The 26,977-nt window shown below is 72.4% G+C and carries 23 protein-coding genes, 1 pseudogene and 1 riboswitch; of the genes and pseudogenes, 16 read left to right on the forward strand and 8 right to left on the reverse strand.

Going from position 1 to position 26,977, the window contains the following annotated elements:
• The 3 genes from IQ279_RS24095 to IQ279_RS24105 all read left to right on the forward strand — a co-directional run.
• Window positions 1-477, forward strand: a 477-nt coding sequence (locus tag IQ279_RS24095) for a transposase (RefSeq protein WP_206351377.1), incomplete at its 5' end; no start/stop codon positions are given.
• Between the two features lie 415 nt (window positions 478-892).
• Window positions 893-1,234, forward strand: a complete 342-nt coding sequence (locus IQ279_RS24100) for a nuclear transport factor 2 family protein (RefSeq protein ID WP_206351429.1) — start codon at window positions 893-895, stop codon at window positions 1,232-1,234.
• 272 nt (window positions 1,235-1,506) lie between these two features.
• A complete protein-coding gene (locus IQ279_RS24105; protein ID WP_241028665.1) occupies window positions 1,507-2,016 on the forward strand; it encodes a DM13 domain-containing protein in 510 nt (169 codons plus the stop codon).
• Between the two features lie 234 nt (window positions 2,017-2,250).
• Here IQ279_RS24105 and IQ279_RS24110 read toward each other — a convergent pair whose 3' ends face one another.
• Both IQ279_RS24110 and IQ279_RS28870 read right to left on the reverse strand, forming a co-directional pair.
• Window positions 2,251-2,742: a DUF1214 domain-containing protein gene (locus tag IQ279_RS24110; RefSeq protein WP_241028666.1), complete on the reverse strand. Its 492-nt coding sequence runs from the start codon at window positions 2,740-2,742 to the stop codon at window positions 2,251-2,253.
• Window positions 2,743-2,932: 190 nt separating this feature from the next.
• A pseudogene (locus tag IQ279_RS28870) lies at window positions 2,933-3,487 on the reverse strand (DUF1254 domain-containing protein); the annotation flags it as partial.
• 615 nt (window positions 3,488-4,102) lie between these two features.
• Window positions 4,103-4,279, forward strand: a riboswitch (cyclic di-AMP (ydaO/yuaA leader).
• A 42-nt stretch (window positions 4,280-4,321) separates the two neighbouring features.
• On the opposite strand from IQ279_RS28870, the gene IQ279_RS28875 reads away from it, so the two are divergent.
• Both IQ279_RS28875 and IQ279_RS24125 read left to right on the forward strand, forming a co-directional pair.
• A complete protein-coding gene (locus IQ279_RS28875) occupies window positions 4,322-5,362 on the forward strand; it encodes a transglycosylase family protein (RefSeq protein WP_372445222.1) in 1,041 nt (346 codons plus the stop codon).
• Window positions 5,363-5,519: 157 nt separating this feature from the next.
• On the forward strand, window positions 5,520-7,739 hold the full coding sequence (locus IQ279_RS24125; protein WP_206351385.1) for an NADP-dependent isocitrate dehydrogenase: 2,220 nt from the start codon (window positions 5,520-5,522) through the stop codon (window positions 7,737-7,739).
• Window positions 7,740-7,850: 111 nt separating this feature from the next.
• Here IQ279_RS24125 and IQ279_RS24130 read toward each other — a convergent pair whose 3' ends face one another.
• The 3 genes from IQ279_RS24130 to IQ279_RS24140 form a co-directional block, all read right to left on the reverse strand.
• Window positions 7,851-8,525, reverse strand: a complete 675-nt coding sequence (locus tag IQ279_RS24130) for a histidine phosphatase family protein (RefSeq protein ID WP_206351386.1) — start codon at window positions 8,523-8,525, stop codon at window positions 7,851-7,853.
• A 112-nt stretch (window positions 8,526-8,637) separates the two neighbouring features.
• Entirely contained in the window at window positions 8,638-9,390 is a 753-nt protein-coding gene (locus tag IQ279_RS24135) for an SDR family oxidoreductase (protein WP_206351388.1), read from the reverse strand.
• A gap of 334 nt (window positions 9,391-9,724) precedes the next feature.
• Entirely contained in the window at window positions 9,725-10,330 is a 606-nt protein-coding gene (locus IQ279_RS24140; protein ID WP_206351390.1) for a TetR/AcrR family transcriptional regulator, read from the reverse strand.
• A 383-nt stretch (window positions 10,331-10,713) separates the two neighbouring features.
• On the opposite strand from IQ279_RS24140, the gene IQ279_RS24145 reads away from it, so the two are divergent.
• From IQ279_RS24145 to IQ279_RS24160, 4 genes are all read left to right on the forward strand, one after another.
• Window positions 10,714-11,130 carry a DUF1622 domain-containing protein gene (locus IQ279_RS24145; RefSeq protein WP_206351392.1) on the forward strand — a complete coding sequence of 139 codons (417 nt, stop codon included), beginning with the start codon at window positions 10,714-10,716 and terminating at the stop codon, window positions 11,128-11,130.
• Complete coding sequence (locus IQ279_RS24150; RefSeq protein WP_206351394.1) at window positions 11,127-11,372, forward strand: hypothetical protein; 246 nt, start codon at window positions 11,127-11,129, stop codon at window positions 11,370-11,372. The genes IQ279_RS24145 and IQ279_RS24150 overlap by 4 nt, the downstream gene beginning before the upstream one ends.
• A 130-nt stretch (window positions 11,373-11,502) precedes the next feature.
• The gene (locus tag IQ279_RS24155; protein WP_206351395.1) at window positions 11,503-12,033 is read left to right on the forward strand and encodes a DUF421 domain-containing protein; all 531 of its coding nucleotides are present in this window, start codon (window positions 11,503-11,505) and stop codon (window positions 12,031-12,033) included.
• Between the two features lie 104 nt (window positions 12,034-12,137).
• The gene (locus tag IQ279_RS24160) at window positions 12,138-12,590 is read left to right on the forward strand and encodes an SPW repeat domain-containing protein (protein WP_206351397.1); all 453 of its coding nucleotides are present in this window, start codon (window positions 12,138-12,140) and stop codon (window positions 12,588-12,590) included.
• 67 nt (window positions 12,591-12,657) lie between these two features.
• Here the strand turns inward: IQ279_RS24160 and IQ279_RS24165 are convergent, their stop codons facing one another.
• Window positions 12,658-13,368 (reverse strand): hypothetical protein, encoded by a 711-nt coding sequence (locus IQ279_RS24165; RefSeq protein WP_206351399.1) that lies wholly within the window; start codon window positions 13,366-13,368, stop codon window positions 12,658-12,660.
• Window positions 13,369-14,018: 650 nt separating this feature from the next.
• On the opposite strand from IQ279_RS24165, the gene IQ279_RS24170 reads away from it, so the two are divergent.
• Together IQ279_RS24170 and IQ279_RS24175 are read left to right on the forward strand one after the other, a co-directional pair.
• A complete protein-coding gene (locus IQ279_RS24170) occupies window positions 14,019-15,275 on the forward strand; it encodes a cation:proton antiporter domain-containing protein (protein WP_206351401.1) in 1,257 nt (418 codons plus the stop codon).
• Window positions 15,272-16,276, forward strand: a complete 1,005-nt coding sequence (locus IQ279_RS24175) for a potassium channel family protein (protein WP_206351403.1) — start codon at window positions 15,272-15,274, stop codon at window positions 16,274-16,276. Before IQ279_RS24170 ends, IQ279_RS24175 begins: the two co-directional genes overlap by 4 nt.
• Before the next feature lie 130 nt (window positions 16,277-16,406).
• Here the strand turns inward: IQ279_RS24175 and IQ279_RS24180 are convergent, their stop codons facing one another.
• Window positions 16,407-16,814 (reverse strand): four-helix bundle copper-binding protein, encoded by a 408-nt coding sequence (locus tag IQ279_RS24180; protein WP_206351405.1) that lies wholly within the window; start codon window positions 16,812-16,814, stop codon window positions 16,407-16,409.
• Window positions 16,815-17,325: 511 nt separating this feature from the next.
• Between IQ279_RS24180 and IQ279_RS24185 the strand changes: the two genes are divergently transcribed.
• Window positions 17,326-17,679: an ArsR/SmtB family transcription factor gene (locus IQ279_RS24185; RefSeq protein ID WP_206351407.1), complete on the forward strand. Its 354-nt coding sequence runs from the start codon at window positions 17,326-17,328 to the stop codon at window positions 17,677-17,679.
• A gap of 100 nt (window positions 17,680-17,779) precedes the next feature.
• Here the strand turns inward: IQ279_RS24185 and IQ279_RS24190 are convergent, their stop codons facing one another.
• Window positions 17,780-19,162 (reverse strand): FAD-binding oxidoreductase, encoded by a 1,383-nt coding sequence (locus IQ279_RS24190; protein ID WP_206351409.1) that lies wholly within the window; start codon window positions 19,160-19,162, stop codon window positions 17,780-17,782.
• A 1,192-nt stretch (window positions 19,163-20,354) separates the two neighbouring features.
• Between IQ279_RS24190 and IQ279_RS24195 the strand changes: the two genes are divergently transcribed.
• The 4 genes from IQ279_RS24195 to IQ279_RS28270 all read left to right on the forward strand — a co-directional run bounded on the left by IQ279_RS24195 (window position 20,355) and on the right by IQ279_RS28270 (window position 26,859).
• Window positions 20,355-21,665: an NAD(P)/FAD-dependent oxidoreductase gene (locus IQ279_RS24195; protein WP_206351410.1), complete on the forward strand. Its 1,311-nt coding sequence runs from the start codon at window positions 20,355-20,357 to the stop codon at window positions 21,663-21,665.
• Window positions 21,666-21,816: 151 nt separating this feature from the next.
• Window positions 21,817-22,116, forward strand: coding sequence for an acyl carrier protein (locus IQ279_RS28265; RefSeq protein WP_307792512.1), 300 nt, complete (start codon window positions 21,817-21,819; stop codon window positions 22,114-22,116).
• Window positions 22,106-23,005, forward strand: a complete 900-nt coding sequence (locus IQ279_RS24205; RefSeq protein WP_206351411.1) for a thioesterase domain-containing protein — start codon at window positions 22,106-22,108, stop codon at window positions 23,003-23,005. The genes IQ279_RS28265 and IQ279_RS24205 overlap by 11 nt, the downstream gene beginning before the upstream one ends.
• A 56-nt stretch (window positions 23,006-23,061) precedes the next feature.
• A complete protein-coding gene (locus tag IQ279_RS28270) occupies window positions 23,062-26,859 on the forward strand; it encodes a type I polyketide synthase (protein WP_241028660.1) in 3,798 nt (1,265 codons plus the stop codon).
• Window positions 26,860-26,977: the final 118 nt, after the last annotated feature.

Here is a 26,977-nt window from a genome sequence, read left to right on the forward strand (position 1 = left end):
GGAGGCACGAGCACCGCGGCAGGCGGCGACGTCCGCAACGTGATCGTCACCGACACCCTCGGCCTGTCGCAGGCCGTCCACGTGGCCGCCGTCAGTGTGCAGGACCGTGACGGCGCCCGGCGGCCGCTGCTGTGGGCCCGGCTGGACCATCCCACCGTGGAGAGGGTCTGGGCGGACCAGGGCTTCGGCGGCCGCCTGGTCACCTGGGACGGGGAGATCCTGGAGCGCACCGTGGAGATCGTCCGCAAACCGCCCGGCCGGCGCGGCTTCCAGGTCCAGCCCAAACGCCGGGCGGTGGAGCGCGCCTTCGCCTGGATCACCGCACGCCGCCGTCTGGCCCGGGACTACGGGCGCGACCCGGCGCAATCCGAGACCATGATCCGCTGGGCGATGACCGACGTCATACTGCGCCGCCTCACCCGCGGCCGCCCCGCGACCCGACCAGCACGCCGGTCTCTACGACGAACCACCCCATAACCCGATCTCAAACACGCTCTCAGCTCGGTGTTCTCCTCACGCGACCGCTTGATCTCCACGGCCTCCCCGGTCGTCATCCCCGGCCTCCGACCTGCATCGATCTGGTCCTGACGGACCCAGTTGCGCAGCGTCCCGGTCGAACCGATCCTCAGCTTCACCGCGACCGCCTTCCCCGCGGCCCATTCGGTCGGATACTCCGGCCGCAACTCGGCGACCATGCGTACCGCGCGACGGCGAAGCCCAACGGGATACCCGGACGGACGTGCCATGACTCGATCCCCTCACGGAATCAAGCTCTTACCGACCCCGGAGCGGCTCTGCCGCCGTGCCATCGTTGTGGTGGGTGATCAGTTCACTGTGCCTCGGCAAGCAGCGTCCGTAGGGTTCGCGTGTGACGGATGTGAGTGAGCGAGCCGTGCAGGCGGCCATCGATGGGGAGATGCGGCTTCTCGATCCGGAGGTGCGTGCCTGCCCGGCCCGTGTCCTGGAGCTTCTGGATCCGGAGTTCACCGAGATCGGGGCCTCAGGGCGCCGTTGGGACGTGGAGTCGATCCTCACCGTGACGGGCGGCGGCTCGGTGTCCCCGCAGTTCCCGGTCAAGGTCAGCGAGATGACCGGCGTCGTCCTTGCCGCGGGTGTCGTTCATCTGACGTACTTCGCCGATAACCAGGGCCGCAGGGCATGGCGGAGCTCTCTGTGGCGTCTGACGGCGACGGGCTGGCGGATGTACTTCCATCAGGCCACTTCGACCGGTTGAGCGGGGCGGGACCGCCGCCGGCGGGATCTAGTCGATCGCCGCCTTGTACGGATCCGCCGGCGACGCCCGGCCGCATGGGCCGGGAGGGCCCGTGGTCCTCTGCGGCGGGTGCGCCGCGGCGCGGCCGTGGGTGTTCCGTCACGTCCCGGACGGTGCGCCGGCGCCGCTGTTGGCGTTGAATGAGGAGCGACGGACTTTCCGAGCGGACGGGGGTGGGCGCGTTGCGCGCTGTGGTGGGCAGACCGCTGGTGTCGGCGGTCGCGGTGGTGGTCATGGTGGCGGCCGGCGTGGGGCTGTACTGGTTCCAGCCGTGGAAGCTGTGGCAGGACGAGACCGTACGGGAGTCGCTGCCCGCGGCCCCGAGCGCGCCCGCCCCCTCGGCGGCCGACCGGGAGACCGCCTCCGCGACGCCGTCCGCACAGGCCGGACCGCGGACGTTGGCCGGCGGCGACCTGATCTCCCACGAGCACGCGACGTCGGGGACGGTCCGGCTGGTCCGGCTGGCCGACGGCTCCCACGTCGTGCGTCTGGAGGACCTCGACACCAGCAACGGGCCCGACCTGCACGTCTGGCTGACCGACGCGCCGGTCGAGGAGGGCCGGGCCGGCTGGGGCGTCTTCGACGACGGGGAGTACGTCAGCCTCGGCAGGCTGAAGGGCAACAAGGGGGACCAGAACTACGCCCTGCCCGACGATGTCGACCCGGACGCGTTCACCAGTGTGAGCATCTGGTGCGACCGCTTCGACGTCTCCTTCGGAGCGGCGGAGCTGGAGCGGGTCTGACCGGGGCCGGGGCCGGCGCGCCGACGCCCTCCCGGTCACCCCGGTCACCCCGGCCGCCCCGTACGAACAGGGCCGAGCCGCCGGGCGGCGCCCGGTGCGGCAGGTGCTCCACGCCGCCCTCCCGGGCGGAAGGCACCTCCACCGCCTCCGGCGGCAGGCCCCACCGCTGTGCGGCGATCCCCCTTCCCTCGTAGGAGCCGGAGCCGATCAGCGTCACGCCCACGGTCCGCTGCCTCACACCGGTTCGATCTCGCCCGGCCGCCAGGTCCTGTCGAAGAACGGACGCAGGGGATTGTAGAACCGCAGGACCACGAACCATCCCCTGTCCGGCAGGGTCTGGATCCAGTTGCCCTCCGGCACGCCGCCGGGTCTGTCGGGCCCGAAGTGGAGCGTGGTCGTGCCGTCGGCGGCGGAGACGGCTGCCGGGGCCGTGAAGTCGTGGCCGGACACGAGCAGGCCGTTGAGCCACCGGGAGGACGGGCCGTAGTAGTGCGCCCCCTCGGCCGGGCGAGGGCGGCAGGCGAGTGTGCGGGCGGTGGCGTTCCCCACCCGGGCCGCCTCGGCGAGGATCTCCCGCGTCCGCGTGTCCGGCCGGAAGGGCCTGTCCCTGACGATCCCGACCGTGGCCAGGGCACCTGCGATCTCGGGGGCGAGCGCCTCGGCCGGCTGGTCGTGGACGAGTTCGCTCGCGAAGTCGAAGTACGTCGCGTCCCCGGGTGGAACCATGTTCACGGCGAGCCCGGTGCCCTCGACGAAGCGCGGCGGTCCAGGTCTGGTCCGTCCACGGCAGCGGTGGGGCCGTGCCGCCGGTGACGATCTCCGCGATGCTGGTCCCGTAGACCCCGGGGACGTAGCGGTGGATGCGCAGTCCCTCCTTGATGCGCTCGGCCGCCGGCCGCGGGTCGTCGCCTTCCAGGAACGCCCGTCCGACCAGGACGAGCCGGGTGGTGCGGGTCCACCGTGTGAAGAACCCCTCCCCGGGCACAGGACCCTCGTAGCCGGGCGGCATGAAGAGGTACCTGCCGCCGGCCCCGCGGTCCGGGCCGGCCACTCCGGGGTCGACGACCCAGCGGAACCACATGTCGTTGACGAAACCGAGGGTGAGAGGCGGTACCTCCACCACCAGCGGCCCCTCGGTCAGGTCGAGGAACGTCAGGAAGTAGACGGTGTCCGCGTTCCCGGTCAGCACGAGCGAACTGGGAGTCATGAACTCCGAGAAGAGCAGGACGTCGTGGTCCCGGACGCCCGCCTCGAGCAGCCCCCTGCGGGACGCCCACAGGCTGACGCCGGAGTACGCGTCGAGGAAGGCGCCGACCGCGCGCACGTGGTCCAGGTGGTCGTAGACGCGGTCCGCCGTCTCCTCGGGGGGCATGCCGAGCGGGAACTCCAGGGAACCCAGCCGCGTCTCGATCCGCTCCGGTGTCGAGACGGACTCAAGCGTCTGCCGCGAGATCCGCGCTGCCCTCTTCATGGCCTGCCTCCCGTTTTCGGTGGGATCGTCAAGTTATCCGCCATGGCTCTTCCGGCCGCCGGACTGCGCCGGACTGCGCCGTTCGGCAGAGGCGAACGGCCCCCGGTGGGGCGACGGGTGCGGCGCCGCGCACGCGCTTGTTCCCCGGAGATGCCGCGGAGGGGCGGGAGCGGCCCCGAAAGGCACCGGGGAGTGTTCCGGCTGCGCGGCGAACGGGGGCGGGAATCCGGCGGATTGACACCCTTGCGCGCTCCTGGGCTTTAGAGCTGCTTGGTGTGAAAAGGGGCGATGTAAGGAGCCTCCTTTTCGGGTGTGTGCTCGGAGTCGCAGTTTCGAACGCCTCGCCCGCCCTTTGCGGGGTGATCGAATTTTCCCGCCTCCCGGATTCTCCGCGTCACCCGGGGAATTGACTCGCACTCGGCCGTTCCGGGATGCCTTGGGCCGAACAAGATCCTGTGCGGACCGTGTTCGTGACTCACGGCTCGGTGACAGTGTGAAGGGCCCTGCTCTTCCAGTGCCTTGTCTCCGTGAATCGGTTGTGTTTATGTGTCCTGGCCTCCGCCGCATCGCGGAGGTTCCACCGCCGGGACGCCGAGTCCTGCCGCCCGGCCGGTGGAGGGAGCGCAGCCGACCGTGGCAGGAGCGGGGAAACCGAGTAAGTGCCGCGACCGCGCTTTTTCCGTGGTCCGGCTTGGGGTGAAGCCTTTCCCGAAGTGCCCTCGCACATCCGGGAAGGCCGGGCAACTCCAGCCCGAATCCGACAGCTAACCTCGTAGGCGTGGGAGAGGATTCACACCCATGTCTCGTGGTCGCCACCGTCGTCCGAGCAAGTCTTTGATTTCCCGTCAGTTCTCCCGGATCTCCCTGGTCGCCGCGGCCGGTGGTGCGGGAATCGCGGCGCCGATGGTCGCGGCCGGCAGCGCGAACGCGGCTTCCGCCGAGGTGTGGGAGAAAGTCGCCGAGTGCGAGAGCAGCGGCAACTGGTCCATCAACACCGGCAACGGCTACTACGGCGGACTGCAGTTCTCGCAGTCCAGCTGGGAGGCGGCCGGCGGCACCGAGTACGCGCCGCGCGCCGACCTGGCTACCAAGAGGGAGCAGATAGCCGCCGGTGAGAAGCTGCTCGAACTCCAGGGACCGGGAGCCTGGCCCACCTGCGGGCCGGCGGCCGGGCTCTCCCGGGGCTCCGGCGCCCCCGGCAGCGCTCCCGCCACCCGGACGGGCGGCGAATCCGGGGTGAAGGCCGGCACGGAGTCCGGGGCGAAGGCCGGGGCCGAGCGCAAGCCCGCCGCCGGCTCCCACACCGTCGCACCCGGTGACACCCTCCACCGGATCGCCACCACCCACGGTGTCGAGGGCGGCTGGCGGGCGGTCTACGACGCCAACCGCGAGACCGTCGGCGACGACCCGCACCTGATCTTCCCCGGCCAGGAACTGAGCCTGGCCGCCCGGTCCTCCGGCGGAGAGCAGGAGCGCGCCCCGGAGCGCGCCGACCGTACCCAGGCCCGTCCGGCCGCCGAGAAGGCCGCTCCCCAGGCCTCACCGAAGGCCTACGCGGACAACCTCGACGGCTGGATCCGTGAGGCCCTGGACATCATGCGGGTCAACGGCATCCCCGGCACCTACGAGGGCATCCACCGCAACGTCATGCGCGAGTCCAGCGGCAACCCGAACGCGATCAACAACTGGGACATCAACGCCCAGCGCGGCACCCCCTCGATCGGCCTGCTCCAGGTCATCAAGCCGACCTTCGACGCCTACCACGTCCCGGGCACGGCGAACAGCCAGTACGACCCGGTCGCCAACATCGTCGCCGCCTGCAACTACGCGGCCGACCGCTACGGCTCGATCGACAACGTCAACGGGCCCTACTGAGACGACCGGGACCGGGAGGACCGGACCCGCCCCCACCCTGCTGCCCCTTGTGGCGGCGCGAAAGCGCCACCACAAGGGGCAGGGCGCTTTCGGGGAGAGGCCCTCCACGGGATATCTTGATGTCGAGCAATGTTGCAGACGTGGAGCGGAGCACCCGGTGACTGACTCGACCATCATCTACACACAGACCGACGAGGCCCCGGCCCTGGCGACGTACTCTTTCCTGCCGGTGGTCAGGGCCTACGCCGCCAAGGCGGGTGTCGCCGTGGAGAGCCGTGACATCTCCCTGGCGGGGCGGATCATCGCGGTCTTCCCCGAGTACCTCAAGGAGGAGCAGCGCATCGGTGACGCGCTCGCCGAGCTCGGCGAGCTGGCCAAGACCCCCCAGGCCAACATCATCAAGCTGCCGAACATCTCGGCCTCCATCCCGCAGCTCAAGGCCGCGATCGCCGAACTCCAGGAGAAGGGCTACGCGCTCCCGGACTACCCCGACGACCCCAGGAGCGACGAGGAGCGGGAGATCCGCGCCCGCTACGACAAGGTCAAGGGCAGCGCCGTCAACCCGGTGCTGCGCGAGGGCAACTCCGACCGCCGCGCCCCCGCCTCGGTGAAGAACTACGCCAAGAACCACCCGCACCGCATGGGCGCCTGGACCCCCGAGTCCAGGACCAACGTGGCGACCATGGGCGTGGACGACTTCCGCTCCACCGAGAAGTCCGCGGTCCTCGCCAAGGACGACGCCCTCCGCATCGAGCTGGTGGGCGACGACGGCTCCACCACCGTGCTGCGCGAGTCCGTGCCCGTGCTCGGCGGCGAGGTGGTGGACGCGGCCGTCATGCGGGTGGCCGCGCTGCGCGAGTTCCTGAAGGAGCAGGTCGCCCGCGCCAAGTCCGAGGGCGTGCTGTTCTCGGTCCACCTGAAGGCCACCATGATGAAGGTCTCCGACCCGATCATCTTCGGCCACGTTGTGCGCGCCTTCTTCCCGAAGACCTTCGCCGAGTACGGCCAGGCCCTCGCCGCCGCCGGCCTCACCCCCAACGACGGCCTCGGCGGCATCCTCAAGGGCCTGGAGTCGCTGCCCGAGGGCGCGAAGATCAAGGAGTCCTTCGAGGCCGAGCTGGCCGAGGGCCCCGAGCTGGCCATGGTCGACTCCGACCGCGGCATCACCAACCTGCACGTCCCCAGCGACGTCATCGTCGACGCCTCCATGCCGGCCATGATCCGCACCTCCGGCCACATGTGGGGCCCCGACGGCCAGGAGCACGACACCCTCGCGGTCCTGCCCGACAGCTCCTACTCCGGCGTCTACCAGGCCGTCATCGACGACTGCCGCGCAAACGGCGCCTTCGACCCGGCCACCATGGGCTCGGTGCCCAACGTCGGCCTGATGGCGCAGAAGGCCGAGGAGTACGGCAGCCACGACAAGACCTTCGAGATCCCGGCCACCGGCACCGTCCGGGTCACCGACGGCGACGGCAACGTCGTGCTGGAGCAGACGGTCGGCGCCGGCGACATCTTCCGCATGTGCCAGACCAAGGACGCCCCGATCAGGGACTGGGTCAAGCTGGCCGTCACCCGCGCCCGCGCCACCGGCGCCCCGGCGGTGTTCTGGCTGGACGAGACCCGCGCCCACGACGCCAGGCTGATCGAGAAGGTCCGCGCCTACCTGGCCGAGCACGACACCGAGGGCCTGCGGATCGAGATCATGTCGCCGGTGGAGGCCACGAAGTTCTCCCTGGAGCGCATCCGCCGCGGTGAGGACACCATCTCGGTCACCGGCAACGTGCTGCGCGACTACCTCACCGACCTGTTCCCGATCCTCGAGCTGGGCACGAGCGCCAAGATGCTCTCCGTCGTCCCGCTGATGAACGGCGGCGGCCTGTTCGAGACCGGCGCCGGCGGCTCCGCGCCCAAGCACGTCCAGCAGCTGGTCAAGGAGAACTACCTGCGCTGGGACAGCCTGGGCGAGTTCCTGGCCCTGGCGGTCAGCTTCGAGCACCTGGCCCAGACCACGGACAACGCCAAGGCCCAGGTGCTGGCCGACACCCTCGACCGGGCCACGGCCACCTTCCTCAACGAGGACAAGTCGCCCACCCGCCGCATCGGCGGCATCGACAACCGCGGCAGCCACTTCTACCTGGCGCTGTACTGGGCGCAGGAGCTGGCGAAGCAGTCCGACGACGCCGAGCTCGCGCAGGCCTTCGGCCCGCTGGCGCAGGAGCTGACCGAGCAGGAGCAGACGATCGTCGGCGAGCTGGCCGCGGTCCAGGGCTCCCCGGCCGACATCGGCGGCTACTACCGCCCCGACGACGCCAAGGCCTCGGCCGTCATGCGCCCGTCGCAGACCCTCAACCGGGCGCTGGCGAGCCTGTCCTGACACGGCGGGCGCGGGGGCGCTCCTCCGCACCCCCGCGCCTTCCGCGTCCGACCCGCGCCGCCGCCCCGGCCGGACTCCTCGTCCGGCCGGGGCGGTCTTCGAGCGACCGGGTCAGCGGTAGGTGAGCAGCGCGCGCCGTTCCCCGGCGAAGTGCGCGTGGTCGTTGAAGGCCAGCAGGCTGATGCCGGAGGAGCCCGCGACGAGGGTTGTGATCGCGGCGTTGACGGTGACCCGGTTCAGCGCCACGATGCCGGCCGGCGGAGCGGACAGCAGCCCCCCGCACAGGGCCGCCAGCACCCCACCGGAGGTGACCACCACCGCGTCGCGCCCGGGTCGGAGCCCGTCGGCCAGACCCCGCAGCGCGTCGGCCGCGCCGGAGGTGAACCGCCGCCAGCCGCCCTCGCCGGTGTCCGCCATCCACGCCTCAAGGGCCCGGTCGAGGACCGCCTGGACACCGCGTGAGCCGGAGGAGGCGCCGGCGGGGGCGTCCTGGGGCGCGGCGCCGCCGTAGCGCTCGACGAGATCGATGTGGTCGTACTCGTTCCACCGCGCATCGGTGTGCGGCGTCCCGGGCAGCCCGGCGGTCCTCGCGATGATCTGCGCGGTGTCGCGCTGCCGGGCCAGGGTGCCGCAGACCACGACCGGGTCGCGCGGCGCACGCCGGGCCAGCTCGGCCCCGGCGACCTCCGCCTGTCTGCGCCCGAGGTCCGACAGCACGTCGTACCCCTCGGCCGTGTCGGCGCCGAACGTGGCCTGGCCGTGGCGGACCAGATGGATGACCGGCATCGCTGCCCTCCTGTCGTCGAAGTACTGTCGGGCCTTTGGGCCGTCAGGGCCGTCAGGGGAGGCAGGCGGAACCGGGGCCCGGGAATGCGGTGGAGACGGGGAGTGGCTCTTCTCAGCTCATCCTCGCCACGACGCCCAGAGGCAGCCGCCGCATGGCGAAGCCCATGGGTACCCAGGGCCAGGCGGGCACCTTCGCCTGGGCGCGTTCGGCCTCGATGGCCTTCACCATGGCGCGCACCCCCTTCTCGGTGGAGACCATCAGCGGCGTCCGGCCGGCCGAACCGCTCATCTCGGAGGCGATGTAGCCGGGGAAGAGGGTGGTGACCTTGATCGGGGTGCGCAGCAGCTCGGCACGGATGCCCTCGGCGAGGGCCGCGACGCCGGCTTTGCTGGCCGCGTACGTGGTGAGGTTGCGGGGCAGGCCGCGCATGGCGCTCATGGAGGAGACGACGACCAGATGGCCGGCCCCCTGGTCGCGGAAGACCTCCACGGCGGCCTCGCACTGGGCGAGGGCGGCGGTGAAGTTGGTCTGCGCGGTCTGGAGGTTGGCGTCGAAACGCCCGGTGCCGATCGGCCGGCCCTTGCCCAGCCCGGCGTTCACCACCACTCGGTCCAGCGAGCCCAGGTCGGCGCGGAAGGCGCGGAAGACCTCGAAGACGGCGCCGTGGTCGTTGACGTCCAGCGCCCGTACCGAGACGGTGACGCCGGGGTGGGCGGCCAGCAGTTCCTCGCGCAGCCGCTCCAGGCGGTCGGTGCGGCGGGCGCACAGGGCGAGGTCGCGCCCCCTGGCGGCGAACTCGCGGGCCATCTGCTCGCCCAGCCCGGCGCTGGCCCCGGTGATGAGGATGCTCTGACGGGTGCTCATGCCGTGTGCTCCTGTGTCTTCGTCGTGTTGCCTGCCCCGGTGCCGCAGCTCCTGCGGCCCCGTGGCCGGTGGCCGGTCCGGCCGCGCGGGGCGCCGAGGTGCGCGTCCTCGCGGGGACGGTCCCGGTACCGGCCGGACCCGGCGACGCGTTCGGTGTACGTCCGGGCCCGCGGTGAGTGGGCGAGGTCCGCGGCCGGCTCCTTGCCGGGGGACGTCCGAAGTGCCCGGGCGGCGTCGTCGCGACGGCGAGCGTAACCAACATACTGACCAGTGCTCAATAGCATGGGCGCGGGGTGGCCCGGATCACCTTCGCGCACCGGCGGGCGCGGGACGGTCAGCGCGACGGGGCGAGCGGTGCGCCCAGCGGCGTGAGCAGCCGGCCGAGACCGTCCACGAGGAAGCCCACCAGCTCCTCGGCCGCCACCTCCTCGCCGGCCTCGATCGCCATCTCCTCGGCCATCGCCAGCCAGCCGCGCACCGCGAGGCGTACCAGCGGATCGGGGGAGGGCTCGCCCAGCGCCGTCAGGATCCGCTCGGCCAGTGCGGCGCGGATGCCCTCGAACACCTCCACCACCAGTTCGTCCCCGCCGGCTCCGGCGCGCACCAGGGCCACGTAGTTGGCACGGCGGCGCCGCACGAAGCCGGTGAAACCCGCGACCACGGCGCGCACCCGCTCCTCGGGCCCGCCCTCGTCCGGCAGGCGCGTGTGCAGCAGCAGCCGCTGCCCGGCGGCCCGGACCACCGCGACGTAGTAGTCGCGCTTGGTCGGGAAATAGTGGAAGAGCAGGCCGCGCGAGATGCCCGCCTCGGCGGCCACCTCGTGCATCGACAGTTCGTGGATGGGCCGGCCGACCAGCAGCCTCAGTCCGATCCCGATCAGCTGCCCGCGCCGGTCCTCGGCGCTCAGGCGCACCCGGGTACGGGCGGGGTCGGCGGTCATGCGGGTGACGGTAACCCGCCGCCGGAGGACCGGCAAACGCCGACCCGTGGCGTTCGGCACACGGGATCCCGGCACACGGGACGCGGAAGGCGCCGGCCAGGACGGGGGGAACCCGGCCGGCGCCGGTCTGCGCGCGGGCGCCGAGGGGCGGAGGTCGCCTCCGCGGCGAGTGGCACTGCGAGGCCTGAGCCGGACGGTCGTCCTCGCAGGCGGTGTGTGAGGCCCGGGGACACTGTCCCGCCCTCCGGCACCCGCGGCGAGTACAACCGCCCGTCCGGCGTCGGCATTCCGTACCGGATGGAACGAAACCGGATGGAAGCGGATGAAGTGCGCCACACCGGCCGTCCGTGGAATGGGCGGACCGGTACGGGTACTCGCCGACCGTGAACACAACCGCCGAAGTGCTGCCCGAGTCCGCGCTCAGAGAAGCGGTCGACCTCCTGGTGAGGCTGGTGGAGGCGGCGGGGGCCCTGATCATCTTCGTGGGCGCCGTCTGGGCGTTCGGACACTTCCTGTTGACCATGGTGCGCGGGGCCGGTCCGGACCGCAGGTTCAACAGGATCCGGCTCACCCTGGGGCGTTTCCTGGCGCTCGGCCTGGAGTTCCAGCTCGCCGGAGACGTACTGCGCACGGCCGTCGCGCCGAGCTTCACCGAGATCGGGCAGCTCGCCGCGATCGCGGCGATCCGCACCGCCCTGAACTTCTTCCTCGGCCGGGAGATCGCGGCCGAGCGCGCCGAGATCGAACGCGAGCGCCGTAAGGAGGCGGACGGCTCCAGGGCCCGGGCGGAACCGGTATGACCACCGCCCTGAACCTGGCGGCGCTGGCCACCACCGCCTTCGGGCTGGTGTCCGCCGCGGTGGTGCTCGCGGCGGCCGGACGGCTCGTGCCGGCCCTGGCCGTCCTCCTGGACTTCCTGACCGCGGCGGGGCTGCTGTGGCTGACCGGCGACCCGAGCTGGAGCACCATCGCGGCGGCCGCCGCCGTGATCGCCGTCCGCAAGCTGGTCACCGCCGGCCTGCGTCCCCCGCGGCCCGGCTGACCGAGCCGGCCCTGCGGACGGCGGAGTCCGGGTGGCTCCGGTCCGGTGTCCGAGGGTCGCGCGGGCACCGGACCGGTCACGGGGAGGCGCGGGCATGTTGCGGAACGGAATCACCGGGTAGTCGTGACCGATGTTCTTCGACACCGGATACGACCTGCTGCGGGTGGCCGTCATGACCGCGTGCTCCTACGCGGCCCTGATCACGGCGGTGCGGATCTCGGGCAAACGCACGCTGGCGAAGATGAACGCGTTCGACCTGGTGGTCACCGTGGCCCTGGGATCGACGCTGGCCACCATCCTGCTCAACTCGACCGTCTCCCTCGCCGAGGGGGCGCTCGCCCTGGCCCTGCTGGTGGCCCTTCAGCTCGTCAGCGCCTGGGCGGCGGTGCGCTCCCACCGCTTCCGGCGGCTGGTCAAGGCCGAGCCGACCCTGCTGCTGAGCGGCGGACGCGTGCTCGGGGAGGCGATGGCCCGGCAGCGGGTCACAGAGAGCGAGGTGCTCCAGGCGATCCGCTCCCAGGGGGTCGGCTCGGTCGAGGAGGTCGCCGCGGTGGTGCTGGAGACCGACGGCAAGTTCAGCGTGATCACCCGCTCGCAGGCCGGCTCGGGCAGTTCCCTGTCGGACGTCGGGCAAGCGGCCGGAACGCGGCCGGAGGAGTGATCCGGGAAGGGAAGCCGCCGAACGGAGCCTGGACGGGGGCGTGCACCGGGCGGACCGCCGCGAACGGCACCAAGATGGTCGGGAAGATCCCTTAAGGAGTTCCCATGGCTCGTCATTCCTCACCGCGCGGACGGGCGGCCGCCCGGGGCGCCGCCTCCACGCCCGGTCCCTTCGGCATGCGGGACCAGCTCGTGACCGGCCTGATGCTGCTGGCCGGCATCTGGCTGGTCCTGGCCTCGTGGTTCCTCAGGTACCCCTTCGACGACGCCGCGGTCGACGCCCAGCGCAACGAGACCGGTGTCGGCATCGTGCTGCTGCTCGTCGCCTTCGCCCGGATCGTGCGCCCACGCGGGTGGCTGTCGGACCTGATCGTCCTGCTCCTCGGCGTGTGGCTGCTGGTCGCGCCCGCTCTGATCGACTACGGCGGCCCCGAGAACACCCCCCGGGTGGCCCAGGTCAACGAGGTCGTCATGGGCATCGTGCTCGTGGTGCTGGCTCTGGTGAGCATGCTGCTGCTGTTCCGGGCCCGGCGCATGAGTCGGGAAGAGGCCGAATGAGTCGGGTGCGGCGCGGGTTCCCGCGCACCCGCCGCCCGTTCGCCCCGCTTCCGGCGGCCGTCCGGGCTCAGGAGTCCCCGCCTTCCTCGCCGCCGGTCCCGGCGGGCCGGTCGCCGGCGGTGCGGGACTCCAGGAAGTAGGCCCCCAGGCTGCCCGCGAGGGTGGCGAAGACGGCCACCGAGTAGACCGCCAGCACGATCTCCAGGATCTTGGGGAAGGCGCCCGGCCGGTCCAGCGGCTCTCCGGTGACGGTGGCCAGCGCGGTGGCGTGCAGCGCCTCGCCCAGGGAGCGGTAGGAGCCGAACTCGAACAGCAGCTCCCCGCTGCCCAGGACGGTGATCGCGGAGACGGCCGCCAGCCACCCGATCCGGCCGCCGAGCACCCGGCGCGCGGAGCGGGAGGAGCGCACCACCGAGGAGAGCACCCGGCCGGTGCGCAGCATCCGCACCGAGTGCGCCAGCCGCAGCACCCTCAGGAAGGGCAGCACCAGGAAGAGGAGCTGCCACCAGTTGCGGCGCCAGAAGGCCCCGGTGTCGGGGGCGATGAGCAGACGGGCGAGGAACTCCGCGGCGAACACCGCCCACAGCAGCCAGCCGGCCACGGCCATGACCAGGCTCAGCGCGCTGCCGGGCCGGGCCAGCCGCTCACCGAGCACGAGCAGCAGGAACAGCACGCCCAGCGCGCTCATCACCGGGGTCGCGCGGTCCAGCAGATCCTGGGCGAGCCGTTCGCGTTCGGAACGGGGGCGGCGGGAAGGGCGGACAGGCAGAGCAGGCACACCGCAGCCCTTCCCCCGTACGGCCGGGCACTCACGCCGCTTCCGCCGGCCGCCCCGCCGTCCGGCTTCCCGGGCGCCTCGGCCCGCGGGTGTGCGGGGCGAGGTGCCCCACCGGCGCCCGCCGGACGTGTGTGCGGGCGGGGTCCGGTGAGCCGGACCCCGCCCGCGTCCTCGGGGGAGGCGTGTCGCTCGCGCCCGTGTCCTCGTGTGCCGGGCACCTCCTACATCTCGGCCCGCCGGGGCGGGAGCCGGTCCTCCCGGTGGCGTGCCCGCTCCAGCCGGAGCGGGCAGGCGGCCGTGCGAGGCCCGCCGGGGCCCCGGCGCTGCCGTGGGATGCGGCGGCCCCTATGAGCGGCGCGATCACTCGAGTCGGCTGCCCTCAAGGGTTTCTCCTCTCCTCAGTGCGACCCGCCGTCGCGGCTTCCTGACGGGCCGGATTTCCGCTGACGGACCGTCAGAACTCCGGAACCCGGTGGAGAGCGCTCGACACCACCCCTTCGGATGAGATGGTGCTGCTCCTCCGTGCCCGAGGCGAATGTGTGTGTGGTTCCGGGGCGGCCGACATCCGCCGGGCACCCGGTCCGGCGCCTCGTCCGGGCGACGTGACCGGACGCCCCGTCCGCCGGGGTGGCCGGAGTGACTGTCGGTGCATGACAAGAACGGAGCAGGGCAGCCGCACGGACATGCTGGACAAACTCCTGACCGTCACCGCGGCCCTGGCCCTGGTCGTCGCCGCCCTCTCCGTATACATCCAGCGCGCTCCGCTGAGCGGGCCGCTGCTGGCACTGCTGACCGGGATCACCTTCGGCCCGGAGGTGCTGGGCGTCCTGGACCTGCCCACCGTGGTGGAGGGGCACAAGGAGCTGCACGAGGCCGCCCGGCTGCTCCTGGCGGTGTCGGTGATGGCGGTCGCCCTGCGCTACCCGTTCCGCGACGTGCGCTCGAGGACGAAACCGGTGACCGTCCTGTTGCTGGTGGCCATGCTGGGGATGGCGCTGATCACCACGGCGCTGTCGGCCGCCGTCCTCGGGGTCGGCCTCGGCGCGGCGGCGCTGCTGGGAGCGGCACTGTGCCCCACCGACCCGGTGCTCGCCTCCAGTGTGGTCACCGGCGAGCCGGCCGAGAAGACGATCACCGCCCGCACCCGGCAGCTGCTCTCCCTGGAGTCGGGCGCCAACGACGGTCTCGCCCTGCCCCTGGTGCTGGCCGCGGTGGCGATCGCCGGAACCCTCAGCGGTACCGACGCGCTGCTGGAGTCGCTGTGGCAGGTGCTGGGCGCGGTCGTCTTCGGAGCGGCGGCGGGCGCGCTGGGCGGCAGGGTGCTGCGCAAGGCGGAGGAGCACCGGAGCGTCCAGTCCGGCCCTCTGCTGGTCTACACCCTGCTGCTGGCACTCCTCGTCCTCGGGGCGGCCGGGTTGATGCGCCTGGACGGCGTCCTGGCCGTCTTCGTCAGCGGGCTGGCCTTCAACGCGACGAGCTCGGTCAGCGAGCGCGCCGACGAGGACAAGAACGACGAGGCGGTCAACCGCTTCCTCGTCCTGCCGCTGTTCGTCGTGCTCGGCGCCATGATCCCCTGGCGCGAGTGGGGCGAACTGGGCTGGTGGCGCGGCGTCCTGCTGGTCCTGGGCGTTCTGCTGCTGCGCCGCCTGCCGGTCCTGCTGGCGCTGAAACGGCCGCTCTCCCTGACCTGGCACGACACCCTCTTCATGGGCTGGTTCGGCCCCATCGGCGTATCGGCCCTGTTCTACCTGACGATGGAGGCCCACCGGCTCGGCGCCGACCCGGTGGTACTGGCCGCCGGAACGCTGGTCATCGCCGCCAGCACCGTCGCGCACGGCGTCACCACCACCCCCGGCCTGTCCCTCTACTCCAGGGCGGGCGAGAAGGGCCGGGAGGCGGCGCGATGAACGTACTGACCGTGGTGGCCGGCTGCGCCCTGGTGATTCTGGCACTGGCCGACGCGGTGGTCACCGCACTGTCGATGGTCACGGTCACCGGCCCGGTCAGCGGCCGGGTGGCCGGAGCCGTGTGGCGGACGTCCCTGGCGCTCAACGCCCGGACCGGACGCGGATCGGCCTTCCTGAAATGGAGCGGGACGTATACCCTGCTGGCCACCTTCACGACGTGGGCGGTGCTGCTGTGGGCCGGGTGGTGGCTGGTCTTCAGCGCCGACACGGCCTCCGTCGTCGCCTCCCGTACCGCCGTGCCCGCCGACGGATGGGACCGGGTGTACTTCACCGGCTACACGGTCTTCACCCTGGGCATCGGCGACTACGTGCCGGACACCGCCTGGGCCCAGGTGGCCACCGCCGTCGCCTCCCTGTCGGGACTCTTCCTGGTGACGCTCTCCCTCACCTACCTGGTGCAGGTGGTCCAGGCGGTGGTCCACAAGCGTGTGCTCGCCCAGCAGATCCACTGCCTGGGCCGGGACGCCTTTGGCATCATCGCCGCCGGGTGGACCGGAAGCGGCTTCAGTTCCATGTTCAACCAGCAACTGGTCTCCCTGACCGAGCCACTGCTGCGCCTGGGCGAGCAGCACCTGGCCTACCCGGTCGTCCACTACTTCCACTCGACCCGGCGGAGCAAGGCACCCGCCCGCGCGCTGGCCGCCCTCGACGACGCCCTGCTGCTGCTCCGTGCCGGCGTCGGCCCCGGAAGCCGGCCCGACCCGGCGGCCACCGGACCCTTGTGGTCCGCCCTGGAGCAGGTGCTGGACACCCTGCACGGCCAGTTCTTCACCCGGGCCGAGCAGGAACGTCCCGCGCCCGCGCTGTCGGTGCTGCGGGAGGCGGGCGTCCCCGTGGTCGACGAGGAGGAGTACACGGCCCGCGTCCGCGAGCACGCCGGGCGGCGGCGAGCTCTCCAGGGGTTCCTGCACAGCGACGGCTGGGACGGGGACAGGGTCTGACGCCCCGCCGCCCGGTGCCGGCCGGTCCCAGCGGGGAGGGCGCAGGCCCCGCACGTACGCCGCCCCGGCCGGGGCCGGGGCGGCGCAGGGCGGTGTTCCTTCTGACCCGAAGACGGCCTCGGAAGGGGCCTCAGAGGGTCGTCAGCAGCTCGTTGCAGGCCTGCTCGCAGCGGCGGCAGGCCTCGGCGCATATACGGCAGTGCTCGTGCATGTCGGCGTGGCGCTCGCACTCCTCCGCGCAGGACTTGCAGACCATGGCGCAGGCCTGGAGCTGGGTGCGGGTGATGTTGGCGTCGTAGCCGGTGTGCCGGGACAGGATCTTGCCGGTGGCCTCGCAGATGTCCGAGCAGTCCAGGTTGGTGCGGATGCACTTGCGCAGCTCGGCGACCATGTCCTCCGACAGGCAGGCGTCCGCGCACGCCGTACAGGCCTGCGAGCAGTCGAAGCACTCGGCGATGCAGCGTTCCATGGCCTCGCGGTTCACACCGCCGAGGTCGGCCGGGTAGGTGCGCAGCATCTCGCTGACCATCGTCGTCATGATCGTCCCCTTTCGCGCGATTTCGTTCGATCTCGCGGTCCCGGCCCGGTGTGAGGGCGGGGCCCGCGGTGCCGTGCGGACGGGTAACACCCCAAAGGGGTGCATAAACCGGGGGGCCGGGATCCGTGCCATGCGGATCCCGGCCCCCCGGCGCCGGTCCTGCTTCCGGCCGAGTAGCTTCTCCACCGTGTCGATCCCGGCGTTCCGGGCGGTGATGATGTCGTCGGCCATGGCCTTCGCCGGGACGTAGGAGCCGTTCTCCTTCGGGTCCTCGGCTCCCCACCGCCTGCCGGTGGCGGGGAGCATCCCCTGGGCGAAGGGGGCGTAGGCGGTGCTGTGGTGGCCGGCCGAGGCGGGGGCGGAGAAGTCCGCGGCGGGCTTGTCATCCTCCCCCGCCGCGGCCGGCGGGGGAGGACTCCTGGGAACCGCAGGCGGCCAGGGCGGCGAGCGGGGTGGTTTCGAGGCCCACGCATCCTGGCCCGGCTGATTCGACGTGTGTCAACATAGGTGTATGTCGAACACGAAGGCGCCGCCGGTTCCGAAGGTGGAGCCGTGCTGCCCGCCGCTGACCGAGCGCCCGCTGACGGCCGAGGAGGCCGAGCGGACCGCCGCGATGTTCAAGGCGCTGGGCGATCCGGTGCGGCTGCGGCTGTTCTCCCTGGTGGCCTCGCACGACGGCGGTGAGGCCTGTGTGTGCGACATCTCCGATGTCGGGGTCTCCCAGCCCACCGTCAGCCACCACCTGAAGAAGCTCCGTGAGGCCGGACTGCTCACCTCCGAGCGCCGCGGCACCTGGGTGTACTACCGCGTCGAGCCGTCGGTGCTCGCCGCCATGGGACGGCTCCTCGTCTCGGCCGGGGCCTGACCCTCCCGCGCCGTGGCGGGCGGTACGGCGAGCGCCCCCACCGGACCCGAGCGGGCGGGGACTTGTCATCCTGTTTACGGCGCGCCGCGCGGGCCCGGTGTCAGCGGGGCCTGATGTTGTGGTTGAGCCGGAAGACGTTGCCGGGGTCGTACTCGGCCTTGACCGCGGCCAGCCGCCGGTGGTTGTCCGGCCCGAACCCGGCGACCACACGGTCCTCGCCCTCGTTCCCGATGAAGTTGAGGTAGACCGCGCCGGTCGACCAGGGCCTGACGTCCGCGCGTACGTCGTGGGCCCACCGCCTGACGCGCTCGTCGTCGGCGGGGTCCTCCCACAGTCCGAAGGGGTGGACCACCCACGGGGCCCGCCGCCAGGGAATCGGGTGGCCCCCAGGGTCCCGGGCGACCGCGCCGCCCTGCGGGAAGAGGACGTGCTGGGAGGGCGAGGGCACGAGCAGGTCGGCGGCGCGGGCGCAGAAGGCGTCCACCGCCGGGTCCGGGAAGGAGGCCAGGTACTCGGCCGACCAGTAGTTCCGGTAACCGGGCGGGTCGTCCAGCATGCACTGCAGGTCGGCGTAGGACATCTCGGCGATCATCTCGGCGTCGTGGTCCATGTCGAGTATGGGCTCGGCCACATCGCGCATCTCCTGCATGCCGCCCGCGTACGTGATCAGCACCGCGCAGGCGAGCTTCCCGGCCATGTCCGCGGGGACGAACTCCTCGGGCGGCGCGGTCAGGTAGATGAGCCCGCCGCCGACCTCGTCCGGGGCGGACTCCAGGAAACCGCGGTAGACCCGCGCCACGTCCGGGCCCGCCTCGGGACGCCACATCAGCAGGGCCGCGGTCATCTCCGGAAGCGGGTGCAGCCGCAGGGTGAGCGAGGTGGCCACGCCGAAGTTGCCGCCACCGCCGTGCAGCGCCCAGAACAGCTCCGGATTCTCCTCCTCGCTCGCGCGCACGGTGCGGCCGTCCGCGGTGACCAGCTCGGCGGACAGCAGGTTGTCGCTCGCCAGACCGAACCTGCGGTCCAGCCAGCCCGAACCGCCGCCCAGCACGAACCCGCCCACCCCGGTGGTGGAGACACGGCCGCCGGTCGTCGCCAGGCCGTACGGTTCGGTGGCCCGGTCCAGATGACCCATGACGGCGCCGCCGCCGACCCGCGCGGTGCGCCTGCCGGGGTCGACCACGACCGTGTGCATGCGCCGCAGGTCGACGACGATGCCGCCCTCGGCCAGGGCCATGCCCGCGACGCTGTGCCCGCCACCGCGGACCGCGATCTCCAGACCGTTGGCCCGCCCGAACCGGATCGCCTCGGAGACGTCGCGTTCGGTCTCGCACTGGGCGATGACGGCGGGACGGCGGTCGATCATCGCGTTGAAGACCGCGCGGGCCCCGTCGTAGGGCGCGTCGCCCGGAGTGATGACATCGCCGGTGAAGCCGGCGCGGAGGCCGGGTAGGGACATCCCGCCCACACTGTGGGACACCATGTCGTCCCCCTTCGTCGGGGCGCCGGCAGAGCCTCTGCCTCCACCGTAGCTCCGCTCCGGCCCCAGCGGCACGAGGGCCGCCGGGTCCGCCGCGGCGGTACCGCTCCTGGACCGTATGCGGCGCGCCGGCAGGAGGACGGAAGGGGAGTGCGGGGTGGACGCCGGTCTGCCCGCCCGTTTACCGCATGACCCGAGGTCGCATACCGCCACCGGTACCCGTACAGCCTCGCGTTGACGCCATGTCGAATTCTCCGGGGCGTGTGAAAAAGATGTGCGCTGTTAATGCAGAGGGCGCGTGCTCCCTGCTAAGGTCATGCCCGTTCCGGGACGCAGTGGGGGCTCGGAAATCTTTCGCCTTGAAAGCACGGGGGTGGCGATCGGTGATTGCCGGTGTGTTCGCGACGGTTTCCGAGGTGTCCGTTCCGAGCAGTTTATTAGCAGCGGGCCGGCGAATTCCCTCGGACGGTACCGCGACGGCCGAGGGGGCCGGGCCGGCCTTATCGGCGGACTAGGGCCGCCGGGCGGCGGGTACGGCGCCGCGCCCACCGGGCGTACGGTCCGCTTCGAAACCCCCGCCGCGTAGGCCGGAGACCGGGCCGACGGCCCGGGCCCAGCCTTCCGCAGGGTGGCGGAGCGGGCTCACACACCGACTGCGATACTTCAAGTCCCCTGTTCTGCTGGGTACTTGGGTAGAGCAGGCTGCGCTGTCGGCGGTGATCGGGTGCTGTGGTCCGGCAGCCTCCGTCCCCTCTCCCGAGTCTTCGGGCTCATGGCCGGACGCCCCTTCGCCCGAGCACCGGCCGCCTGTGCCGGCCGGCCCGGAGCGCAGGTGGTCTTCCTGCCGGAGTCCGTTTCCCCCGCCGTTTCCACCGGATGCCGGAGAATGTTTCCAGGCGGGTAACCCTCTGGTTTCCTCGTTGTAACGAGGGCTGTTTCTATAATTCCCTGCCCTGAAGCGACCCGAGAGGCGGAAGGTGAATCGACGGTATCTGTTTCCCGTGTCCGGAAAATATCGCCTCGCCGGATACGGATAAGAACCGCCGACCCGTACCGGACGATTCTGTACACCCTGCCTGCTCGCCCCGCGTTTGCGTGGAGACGCGACCACAAGCAAGGAGAGCGCTGTGTTCACCCTGCCCTTCGAAGCCCGGGAGACCGCACCGGGGCCCGCGAATTCCATGAGGAGGAGCCGATGAAACCGCAGGTCGCCGTCGTAGGGGGCGGGGCAGCAGGCATCTCGGCAGCCTGCGGGCTGTGCGAGGACGCCCAGGTGACACTGTTCGAGTCCGAACCGCGGCTGGGCGGGCACGCCTACACAGTCGAGGTGGAGGACGCCGGACGCACCTTCGGCCTGGACACCGCCTTCATCGTCTACAACGAGCCGCACTACCCCAGGCTCACCCGCTTCTTCGCCGACCTGGGCGTGGCGACGCAGAGCCACCCGGGGAAGTTCTGCTTCTTCGACCTGGACGTCAAGAGCGCCTACGTGTCCGACGACTTCGAGAGGCCGGAGGAGGAGGTACGGGCCCGGTACCCCGACGAGTTCGTCCGGCTGTGGCAGGAGGCCCGGCGCTTCCTCACCGAGTCGCCCAGGCACTTCGTCCGCAAGCAGGCCGACATCCCGCTGGGGGAGTACCTCGACCGGCACGGCTACTCGGAGGAGTTCCGGTACGGCTTCATCGTGCTGATCTCCACGGCGGCCTGGTCGGTGCCCGCCGACCGCATCTGGGACATGCCCGCCTCCACTGTGATCGCCTTCTTCTTCGCGCACGGTGCCGAGGGCCTGGGAGGACGCACCGCCCCCTGGCGGACGGTGACCGGCGGCAGTGTCTCCTACGTACGCGCCGCCGCCGCCCGGCTGCGCGCGGCCCGCGCGCGGATACGGCCGGCCACGCCCGTACTGGGCGTGCGGCAGGAGCCGGACGGTGTCGTGGTGCGGACCGCGGCAGGCACCGAGCGCTTCGACTACGCGGTCCTGGCCACCCACGCCGACGACTCCCTGGCGATGCTGGAGAACCCCACCCCGCGGCAGCGGACGCTGGAGGCCTTCGCCTACCACCCCACCCGCGCCACCCTGCACACCGACCCGTCGGTGATGCCGGAGGACCGGACCACCTGGCGGAGCTGGAACTACGGCCGCCGGGACCGCGACGGCGAACAGGCCTCCTGGGTGAACTACTACCTCAACGACCTCCAGCGCCTGGAGGGCACCAGGGACTACTTCCTCACCCTGGACAGCGCGGTGGACATCCGCGACGAGCACGTCATCGAGGAGATCGCCTACCGGCACCCGGTCTTCACCCTGGAGGCCCGCAGGCTCCAGAGCGAGATCTACTCCCTCAACGACCCCGCCGGACGACTGATGTTCGCCGGCTCCTACTTCCACTCGCGCAAGCTCGGCCCGGACGTCATCGGCCTGCACGAGTCCGCTTTCGACTCCGGCCTCTCGGCGGCCGAGGCGATCCGCGAAGCGCTGCGCAGGTCCCGCGACGCGGCCGCCTGACCCCGTGTCCGCATCGCACGCGTACCACCGGGCCTCCGCTCGCCCGGCCGCCGCGTGGCTGGTGGCGGAACTGACCCAGATGCTCGGAATCCAGGCCGCCGACCCGGCGGCCGTGTCCCGGCCCCCGAGGCCGTCCAGAAGGAGATACCCCGTGTCCGACACCCCGTCCGCCCAGACCGCCCGCACCGCCGCGGAGCCGCTCACCGCCGAGGCGGTCCAGCAGTGGCTGCTGGAGAAGGTCGCCCACAAGCTGGGCGTCGCGCCCGCCGAGGTCGACCCCGAGCAGTACTTCGACGAGTTCGACCTGGACTCCACCGAAGCGCTGGTCCTCTCCGGGGAACTGGAGGACTGGCTGGGGTTCGAACTGGAGACCACCGCGCTGTGGTACCACCCGACCATCGCGCAGCTGGCCCTCTACATCGCAGAGAAGCAGGCCGAGCATGCGGCCTGAGCGCCCCCGGCCCGAGATCGTCCGAGCCTTCGGCGACGGGGGCGGGCCGGAGACCGCCCGGGTGCTGGTGGTCCACCCGGGCGCCCTGCCCGCCGCCCACTACGCGGGGCTGGCCCGGTCGCTCCCGGCGGGCACCGGGCTGCACGTGGTGGACCTCGAGCAGGTTCCGGAGTACTTCAGGGCGGCCCTGGACAGCGGACGCGTCACCACCTCGATCGACCGGCTCGCCACCCGGGCCGCCGAGGAACTGCGCGCCCGGGGGCTGCTGTCGCGGCCCTGGAACCTGCTGGGCTGGTCCTTCGGCGGTGTGGTCGGGCACGCGCTCGCCGGCCTGCTGGACGGGGGTGAGAGACCGGGCAGGCTGGTGCTGCTGGACAGCATCGCGCCCGTACCGGGCTATGTGCAGTCGGAGGAGGCCATCGGGCACGACATGGCCCTGCCCTGGTTCTGCATGTACCTGGCCGCCAAACGCGGCGGCGGCCCGGACGCCCTGCCCGCCGAGTTCCCGGACGGCGCGGAGGGCCCGGACGGCAGGCCGGACGCGGCACTGGAGCTGGTGCTGCACGCCGGACTGGACAGCGGCGTCCTGCGGCCCGGTACCACCCTCCCCGGTCTGCGCAAGGTCTACGACACCTATCTCGACGGCCTGCGGCGCAACAACCGGCTGGCGGCCGGGCACCGGCCGCGCCCCGCCGGCCTGCCACTGGTCCTGCTGCGTCCCGAGCGCGGTCTTCTCGCCACCCCCGACCCACTGGGCTGGTCCGTGCTCGGCGACGACCTGAGCACCGGGCACACCCCCGGGGACCACTACTCGATGCTGCGCGAACCGGAGGCCCTGCGGCGCATCGCCGCCGCGGCGGCCCCCGAGCCGGTCCCCGCCCCGGGATGACGGACGCCCCGCCGCCCGCCACACAGGAGCCATCCCCGACACCGGTTGGAGTCCCCATGGTTCAGCAACCTTCCGCCAGGAAACTTTCCGACACCCCGATAGCCGTCGTCGGCCTGGGCGCGCTCTACCCGCGCTCCGGCGACCTGAACGAGTTCTGGAAGAACATCGCCGAGGGCAACGACTGCATCGAGGAGGTACCCGAGTCCCACTGGAAGATCTCCGACTACTACGACCCCGACCCCTCCGCACCGGACAAGACCTACGCCAAGCACGGCGGTTTCGTACCCACCGTCCCGTTCTCCCCGCTGGAGTTCGGTCTGCCGCCCAACACCCTGGAGGTCACCGACGTCCTCCAGTTGCTCAGCCTGATGGTGGCCAAGCAGACCCTCAAGGACGCCGGGGCGCCCGAATCCGGCTGGTACGACCCCTCCCGGACCGGCTGCGTCCTGGGCATCACCGGGGCGAACTCCCTCACCCAGCCCCTGGCCGCCCGTCTGCAGACGCCCGTGCTCAGGGAAGTGGTGCGCAGCTGCGGCCTGAGTGAACGGGACGCGGAGGAGATCGCCGACAAGTTCACCAAGGCCTTCGCCCCCTGGGAGGAGAACTCCTTCCCCGGGATGCTCGGCAACGTCGTCGCCGGACGTATCGCCAACCGCTTCGACCTCGGTGGCACCAACTGCACCGTGGACGCGGCCTGCGCCAGTTCGCTGGCCGCCGTGCGGATGGCCGTCTCCGAACTGGTGTCAGGCCGAGCCGACCTGATGCTCACCGGCGGTTGTGACGCGGAGAACACGATCTTGATGTACATGTGTTTCTCCAAGACCCCGGCCTTCTCCCGGTCGGGCCGTATCCGTCCCTTCGACGAGGACAGCGACGGCACCCTCATCGGCGAGGGGCTGGGGATGCTGGCCCTCAAGCGCCTGGCCGACGCCGAGCGCGACGGCGACCGGATCTACTCCGTGCTGCGCGGCATCGGCACATCCAGCGACGGCCGCTTCAAGTCCATCTACGCCCCCCGGCGGGAGGGCCAGGTCACCGCGCTGCGCCGGGCCTACGAGGACGCGGGCTTCGGCCCCGAGCAGGTCGGCCTGGTCGAGTGCCACGGCACCGGGACCTCGGTCGGAGACCTCACGGAGCTGACGGCGCTGCGCGAGGTGTACGCCCAGGCGACCGGGGAACGGCAGTTCGCCGCGGTGGGCAGCGTCAAGTCCCAGATCGGGCACACCAAGGCGGCCGCCGGCGCGGCCGGACTGATCAAGCTCTCCCTCGCGCTGCACCAGAAGGTGCTCACGCCCACCATCAACGTCGAACGCCCGCGTGAGGCGGTCGACTTCCCCAACTCGCCCTTCTACGTCAACACCCTCTCCCAGCCGTGGATCGCAGACCCGGCGCGCGAGCGCCGCCGTGCGGCCGTCTCCTCCTTCGGCTTCGGCGGCACCAACTTCCACTGCGTGCTGGAGGAGCACGACCCGGACGGCCGGGAACTCACCGTCCTCGCGCCCGCCGCCCGCGTCCACCTGTGGCACGCCGAGGAGCCGGCGGCGCTGCTGGACCTGCTGGAGTCGGACGCGGCGCCCGCCGACGACACCGAACCGGTCCCGGCCGGCCACGCCCGGCTGGCGCTGGTCGCCTCGGGAGACCAGGAGGCGGCCGAACTGCGTGCCGCCGCCGCCCGGGAGCTGCGTGCCCGCCCCGAGGCACCGGAGTTCGCCCTGCCGCGCGGCGCCTACTACCGGCGTACCGCACTCCTGGGCGGGGACGGCGGCAAGGACGGAGCCGCGGGGGACGCCGGGCCGGTGAAGGTGGCCGCGCTCTTCGCCGGGCAGGGCAGCCAGTACCCGCGCATGGGCGCGCACACCGCCATGGCCGTGCCCCCGGTGCGCGCGGCCTACGACGCGGCCGCCGCCGAGTTCGCCGGCGCCGAGCCGCTGGGCCGCACCGTCTTCCCGCCGCCGGCCTTCGACGACGAGACCCGCGCCGCGCAGGAGGCCGCACTGCGCCGCACCGACTACGCCCAGCCCGCCATCGGGGCGCTCTCGGCCGGCCAGTACCGCTACCTGAGCGAGCTGGGGTTCACCCCCGACGGCGCGCTCGGTCACAGCTTCGGCGAACTGACCGCGCTCTGGGCGGCCGGCAGCCTCGGCGACCGGGACCTCCACCGCCTGGCCCGGGCCCGCGGCCGCGCCATGGCGATGCGGCCCGAGGGATCGGACGACCCCGGCACCATGGCCGCGGTCTCCGCGGACCTGGAGACGGTGGAGAAGATCGCCGCACGCCACGAGGACGTCGAGGTGTGCAACGTCAACGCCCCCGACCAGGTGGTCGTGGGCGGCGGCACCGAGGCGGTGCGGGCCTTCGCCGAGGACTGCGGCCAGGAGGGCCTGACCGCCCGCGAGCTGCCCGTCGCCGCCGCCTTCCACACCCGCTACGTCGCCCACGCGGTGGACGTCTTCAAGGAGGCCGTGGAGGCCACCCGGGTGCGCCCGCCCGCCTTCCCGGTGTACGCCGACGCGCCCGGCGCCTCCTACGGGCGGCGCATCGCGGGCAACCGCGAGGTGCTGGTCGGCCAGCTCACCGCACCCGTCCACTTCGCCCCGCGGGTCGAGGAGATGTACCGGGACGGCTTCCGGGTCTTCGTGGAGTTCGGCCCCAAGTCGGTGCTCTCCGGCCTGGTGCGCCGCACCCTCGCCGACCGCGAGGACGTCGTCGTCCTCAGCGCGGACCCCGGCCCCAAGGGGGACGGTGACCGCGTGCTCAAGCAGCTCGCCGCACGGCTTCTCGTGCTCGGCGCGCCCCTGACCGACTGCAACCGCTACACCGCTGACATCGAGCCGGCCCGTCCGGCAGAGGGGATGACGATTCCGTTGAACGGTGTGAACCACGTTTCCGAGCAGCGCAAGCAGGCCTACCAGGAGGCCCTGGAGAACGGCTACCGCGCCGAGGGCGCCGCGGGAGGCGCCCCGGCGACCGGCGCCGAGCCCGCCGTACCGCAGCAGGAGCCGGCCGCCGCGGCCCCGGCCGCGCCCGCCCCGCAGGGCGGCATACCCCGCGCCGCCGGCCTCCCGGGCACCGGTGCCGTCGCCTGGGAGCACCTGTCCATGCACCGCGAGTACCTGGGCAGCCAGCTCCGGGTGGCCGAGCGGCTGACCAACCTGCTGGACGGTCCTCTCGACGACAACGTTCTCACCGGCATCACCGCCATCAGCCAGCAGGGTGTGGCGATCGGGCAGAGCCACGCCCAGGCCAGTGAGGTGCTGCGCAGCTTCGCGCTGCTGGAGAGCGGTATCGCGCCCGTCCCCGCGGAATCCCACGCCTACGCCCCGGTCCAGGACTGGGCCCCGGCGCCCGCCCCCGTGCAGGCCCCGGCCCAGGAGTGGGCCCCGGCCCTGCCGGCGGCCCCCGCCCCGGCGCCCGCGCCCGCCCCGGCTCCGGCCGCTCCCGCCGCTGCCGCTCCGCCCGCGCCCGCCCCGGCTCCCGCTGCCCCGGCGCCCGCCGCTGCCGCTCCGGCCCCCGCTGCTCCGGCCCCGGCTCCCGCTGCCCCGGCGCCCGCCGCCGCTCCCGCGGCCGTCACCGAGGACGACGTCCGCAAGGCGCTGCTGGAGAGCGTCGCGGAGAAGACCGGTTACCCGGTGGACATGCTGGAGACCTCCATGGACGTCGAGGCCGACCTGGGCATCGACTCCATCAAGCGGGTCGAGATCATGGGGTCGCTGCGCGACCGCTTCCCCGGCTCGGCCTCCGCCGACCCCGAGAAGCTCGCCGAACTGCGCACCCTGGACGACATCATCGCCTTCGTCTCCGGCGCCGCCGCCGGCGCCGGCGCGGAGGAGGCGATGTCCGCCCCAAAAGCCTGAGCCCGGGGCTGGGACGGCGGCACGCCCGGCTGCGTGCCCTGCCCGCCCCCGACCTCCTGCCGGACGCCTACCGGGACGCCCCGTGCGCACTCCTGGCCGGTGACACCGGAAGCGGTCC

This window comes from Streptomyces verrucosisporus, from assembly GCF_017114865.1.
GTDB lineage: Bacteria > Actinomycetota > Actinomycetes > Streptomycetales > Streptomycetaceae > Streptomyces > Streptomyces fenghuangensis.